General features: G+C 68.9%; 2 protein-coding genes. Both read left to right on the forward strand.

What is annotated here, in order from left to right:
- Window positions 1-422: 422 nt before the first annotated feature.
- Window positions 423-1,739, forward strand: coding sequence for a mechanosensitive ion channel family protein (locus AC5LUJ_RS20455; RefSeq protein ID WP_445548741.1), 1,317 nt, complete (start codon window positions 423-425; stop codon window positions 1,737-1,739).
- 72 nt (window positions 1,740-1,811) lie between these two features.
- The coding region (locus AC5LUJ_RS20460; RefSeq protein WP_493465539.1) for a hypothetical protein at window positions 1,812-2,208 on the forward strand (397 nt) is incomplete at its 3' end.

The following is a 2,208-nucleotide window of genomic DNA, read 5'->3' on the forward strand; positions in this document are numbered from 1 at the left end:
TCCATGTCTCCCGCCGACGTCGCGCTCCGGTGTCCCGGCGCCGGCGTGCAGCGGAAACGGCTCGTCGCATAGCTGGAGAAACTCGGCCCGAAAGCCACCGTCGAATCTCGGCCGTAAATCTTCCGGTGGAGGCGTCCTTCAAAGTCGTTCTGAGGCGTCCGAAGCCGCCGGTTACCGGCCATCAAGATCACCGATAATCGGCGAATGCGACAGCGCCCGACGGACCCTCCTGCCGCGCTCGGGATCGAGAGCGCGGAGCCAGATCAACTTCGCTCGAGAAGGAATTCATGATACTTCCGAATGTGACGGACCTCTCACGTTATAACGCCCCACTGCGGGAAGGCATCCCTGGACACAGGCGCGTCGCTCGGGGCAAGGCGCCGCCCGGGCTACCGCTACCAGACTGATCCGAGGAGTCCGGTGTGGTCATTCGCCACGCAGCCGAGATGTCCCTGCCCGAGGCTGATTCGACACCCGCCGTGCTGATCGTGCTGGCCATGGCCGCCGTGCTCGGCTACACGGTTGCGCTGGTCGTCGACCGGACAGCCCGTCGGGCCGGGCGCCGTTCGGCAGCCGCCGCCGACCTGGCCCAGCGCGGCCGACGCCCGGCCCACCTCACCCTCGTCATCCTCGCTCTGCTTGTCGCGCTGAACGCCATGCCCGAACAGAACTGGACCGGGGCCATCGTCCGGCTGCTCGGCCTGGCCTTCATCGGCGGCGTCTCCTGGCTGGTGGCGGTGCTCACCTTCCTCCTCGAGGATCTTGCCCTGGCTCGCTACCGGATGGACGTCGCCGACAACCGGCACGCCCGCCGGGTGCGTACACAGGTGATCCTGCTGCGTCGCATCACGGTGGTCGTCATCACCGTCATCGCCGTGGCCTCGATGCTGATGACGTTCCCCAGCGTGCGCATTGCCGGTGCCAGCATCGTCGCGTCCGCCGGAATCGTCGGCATCTTCGCCGGGCTGGCCGCACAGACCTCGCTGGCAAACGTGTTCGCCGGGCTGCAGCTCGCCTTCACCGACGCCATACGGGTGGACGACGTGGTCGTCGTGGAGAAGGAATGGGGACGCATCGAGGAGATCACACTGACCTACGTGGTAGTCCACATCTGGGACGACCGACGCATGATCCTGCCATCGACATACTTCACCACCGTGCCGTTCCAGAACTGGACGCGTCGGGAGGCGGCCGTGCTCGGCGTGGTCGAGCTGGACCTGGACTGGTCGGTGCCGGTGGAGGAGATGCGGGCGGAGATGCACCGGATCCTGGACGCCACCGCCCTGTGGGACGGCCGGGTCTCGGTGCTCCAGGTGACCGACGCGGTCGGCGGATGCGTGCGGGTCCGGGTGCTGGTCAGCGGTAGCGACGGACCGACCGTCTTCGACCTGCGTTGCCACGTCCGGGAGTTGCTCGTGCGATGGCTGCGACAGCGGCACCCGGCGGCGCTGCCAAGGACACGGCTCGAACACGAGCGGAGCGGCCCGGCGTGGGACGGCGAGCATGACGGCCACGGGAAGGGGGTGTACGGGCCGGCGCAGCGGCGCGAATCCGACCCGACCACTGCCAGGGTCGCGGCCGCCGATCCGGCCACCACCAGTACGGGGATGGACCTCCCCGCGCATCCCGAGGAAGCTCACCCCGACGCCCGCCTGTTCGGGGGCAGTCCGGATGCGGCCGAGCGCTCCCGGGCGTTCAGCGAGACCGGTGAGAACGGCTCACGCCGGCCGCCGTCCTAGCGGGAAAAGCCCTCTCTTCGGTCGGCGAGCCGGGCCCTGGCTGACCCCGTCGAGGGTCAGAACCCGGTAAGGGTGATCTTCATCGCGCCTCCGGCTTTCGGCGACCCCGGCGAGTTGCCTGGTGACCGAGCCTCAGCCTTCGAAGAAGCCGAGTTCCTCGTGACGGGCGCGGGCGGCGGGATCACCATGGCGGACGATGACCCGGTAGTCCATATCCTCTGGATGATCGCTCAGGACGGCTGGACCATCGAGGTGGCCGAAGCCCGGCCCCGGTCGGCCACCGACCGCGACGGCCTCGACATCACGATCCACGACGCGGTCCCGCGCGCCCGCCGAGACGACACCCACGACCGCCCGGAGCCGGCCCTCCGCTGTCAGGCACGCGGCCGACCTCGACGCCATCACTGCCAACGGCGGCCAGGGGAGTGGGCAACCGCGTCGGGTCATCTGCGTCCCACCAGGTGGAACA

The sequence above is a fragment of the Protofrankia sp. CiP1_Cm_nod3 genome (assembly GCF_982290655.1).